This window comes from Ligilactobacillus acidipiscis DSM 15836 (genome assembly GCF_001435755.1).
GTDB classification, from domain to species: Bacteria; Bacillota; Bacilli; order Lactobacillales; family Lactobacillaceae; genus Ligilactobacillus; species Ligilactobacillus acidipiscis.
On record NZ_AZFI01000194.1, the window covers coordinates 1 to 3432 of the forward strand.

The 3432-nt window shown below is 39.5% G+C and carries 2 protein-coding genes; both read left to right on the forward strand.

The genetic code is table 11. The annotated features are described in order from the left end of the window. Positions 1-457 precede the first annotated feature (457 nt). Positions 458-1693, forward strand: a complete 1236-nt coding sequence (locus tag FC65_RS09645; protein ID WP_056972511.1) for a C40 family peptidase — start codon at positions 458-460, stop codon at positions 1691-1693. Positions 1694-1900: 207 nt separating this feature from the next. Then, positions 1901-3361, forward strand: a complete 1461-nt coding sequence (locus FC65_RS09650; protein WP_056972512.1) for a LysM peptidoglycan-binding domain-containing protein — start codon at positions 1901-1903, stop codon at positions 3359-3361. Positions 3362-3432 lie beyond the last annotated feature (71 nt).

Genomic DNA, 3432 nt, shown 5'->3' on the forward strand with positions numbered 1-3432 from the left:
CTGCAACGAAAAGTATGAATAATTCAGGATAAAGTTTCTAGTCAAAAATACAGTAATGAAAATGTAAATTACTGAAATTATTTTGTAATATTAATATCGATAAAATTTTTACGTGCAAATCATTATGAATATTAGCAAGTACTTATATGACTTTTTCAATAATTTAACCTCTTTAAAAACGTGTAATCTTTTTGTAACAAAAAGCAAAAATTTACTTTTAAGATACTAAAAGCATACTATTTATATCTAAAATTCCAAAGTTGTACTGAAAACCAAAAATTTAAATTAATCTATAAACCACCAACACATCAACCTTCACACAATTTTGTTACAGGACTATACCATTTTGTAAACTCATTTGAATTGGACTGCAATAATCAAGCGTTACAATGTAGTCATTCAGTTATAGGAAACAAACAAACACTAAAAAATAATAATTAAGCAGGAGTGAAGATATTTGAATCATTCAACAAAATCATTGTTGGTCGGCACAATTGGTGCAGCTAGTTTATTCTTAGCTGGTAATGCTGGTGTTTCAGCTGACACAACTCATAAAGTAGCTAATCACGATACAGTATGGGGACTTTCACAAAAATATGGTGTTTCCATTCAGTCTATTGAACAATTAAACCACATTAGTTCGAATTCACATTTGATCTATCCTGGCCAAAATGTCCAAATCCCTGACAAGGATGCTAAAGCAACACCAGTCAAAGCAACTACACCAAAGCAAACAGCCAATACTTCTACATATTCTGTAAAAGCCGGCGACTCACTTTGGACAATTGCCCAAGCTCACAAGACAAGTGTTGCTAAATTAATGTCTTTGAATAACTTGAACTCTTCAGTTCTTCAACCGGGACAAACTTTGAAGGTCGTTGGTACTGTTGCTGCTCAGCCTGCTAAAACACAAGCTCAGCCGCAACAGCAAGCTCAGGCTCAAACACAAGAAGTAACACCGCAGATTTCAGCTAACCATACAACTTATAAAGTACAAAGCGGTGACTCTTTATATACAGTTGCTCAAAAATTCGGGGTTTCCACGGATTCTATTCGGAAAGCTAATGCTTTAACAACACCTACACTAACTGCAGGTCAAACATTAACTATCAATGACCCTACAAAGAATCCTGTTACTGTACAGGCTACAGCTCCAGCAGCTGACCAAAACAATAATAGTCAGAGTTCAGCTAACAACGCTCAGACCCAACAAAACACACAAGCAACACAAAATAAAGTACAGCAAAGCTACAGCCAGCCGCAACAACAGGCTTCTCAACCTCAGCAAGTTCAGAGTCGTTCAGCTGCTCCTACAGCACAAACAACAACTTCAAGCGCATCGACTGGTTCAGTGATTTCATATGCAAAACAGTTCATTGGTACACCTTATTCATGGGGTGGTTCAAATCCTGGTACTGGTTTTGATTGCTCAGGCTTTGTTCAATATGTCTTTGCACACTTTGGCAAACAGCTTCCTCGTGTAACATCATCACAAGAAACTGCTGGTACAAAGATCTCTGTTTCTCAAGCTCAACCTGGTGATCTTTACTTCTGGGGCAGTCAAGGTAATTCTTACCATGTTGCTATAGCTCTTGGTGGTGGACAATTTATTCATGCCCCACAACCTGGAGAAAGCGTAAAAATTGGCAGTACCCAGTATTTCCAACCACAATTTGCAGTGCATGTAAACTAAGGTTATATTTACAATCTAATAAAGAGTCATCCGGATTGGATGGCTTTTTATTTTACAAAAAATAAGGTATAATTTAGGTGTGTGTCGGAAGCAATATATAAATTAAAAATCATAAACTGTTTTCTTGCACTCATACGTTAATGCGTTAAAATGTAATCATTCAGTTGTAAGAACAAATTAGACAAAAAAGATAGGGAGTGACTATACTTGGAACAAAAATCACAAAAATTGATACTTGGTACTGTAGGACTTGCTGGTTTATTTCTAGCTGGCGGTAATACTATATCAGCCAATACTACACATAAGGTAGCTCAAAATGATACTGTTTGGGGCCTTTCACAGAAATACGGAGTTTCGATCAAATCGATCGAAGAGTTGAATCACGTTGATTCAAGTTCACACTTGATTTTTACTGGCCATACTATCCAAATTCCTGACAAAGCTGCTAAAGCAACAACTACTAAAACAGCTTCACAGGAAAAGACGCCAACAGCAACTTCTACATATGAAGTAAAAGCTGGTGACTCGCTTTGGTCAATTGCACAGAAGTATAGTACTTCTGTTGATCACATACGTTCATTAAATGACCTAGGCTCCAGTGTGATCGTACCAGGACAAACGCTTAAAATAGATGGCACTGCCAAGACTGCAGCTCCTGCTCCTAAGCAGGCCAAAACTCAGAAAGTTGCTGCTGAAGTACAAAAAGCTACTCCAGTAACACCAGCGAAGGGTAGCACCCCAAGTGTGCAAACACAACAGGCTCAAAAACCTGCACAGCAAGCAGAAAAACAATCTGAAAGTGTACAACAGCCTGAACAACAGCAGCAACCACAGGCCACACAGCCTGAAGAAAAAGCAGAGCAACAACAACCAACTCAACCTGCTAAAACTGAAGCCGTTCAGACTAAGGCTCAACCTAAGGTTTCAGCTAACCATGTAACTCACGAGGTAAAGAGTGGCGAATCACTCTATACACTTGCTAATGATTATGGTGTTACTGTTGATTCGCTCCGGGAAGCTAATGCTTTGTCATCATCAGCTTTGCAAGTTGGACAATCTTTGACGATCAACGATCCAACTAAAGATCCTTCAGCTGTTCAATCTGCACCAACTGCAGCACCAGTTAAGACTAGTGTTCAGCAAACTGCTAAAGCACAGTCTAGCACCCCGGCTCCACAAAAAACCGAGCAGCAAAGTAACAGTACAGCTAATAATAATGTTGTTTCAAAACCGCAACAGACAGTAAGCAACAGCAGTAATACTGTTCAAAGTACACCTGTTGCTTCAAGTAATCAACAACATGGTCAAGCTGCCAATTCTGCTGGTAACACCTATGCCTGGGGTCAATGTACTTGGTTCGCCAAGAACCGTGCAAGCTGGGCCGGCAATTATTGGGGCAATGGTGGTAACTGGGATTCATCTGCACGTTCACAAGGCTTCGCAGTTAATAATACTCCAGCAGCCGGCTCTTTAGTTGTCTTTCATCCAGGACAGTCAGTTGGCGGTCAATGGACAGCTGACGGCTATGCCGGACATGTCGCTTACGTAGAAAGTGTCAGTGGCAATACGATCACTATTTCTCAAGGCGGCATGGGTTTCTCTAGTCCAAGTGGCCCAAACTATCAAACAATTTCTAACGCCAGTCAATACACTTATATTCATCCTTAATGAATAGTATAGCGGCTTAAAAAAAGAAGCGGAAAATTTCGGGTCTACACTTTTTAGTGTTGATGGTAAAA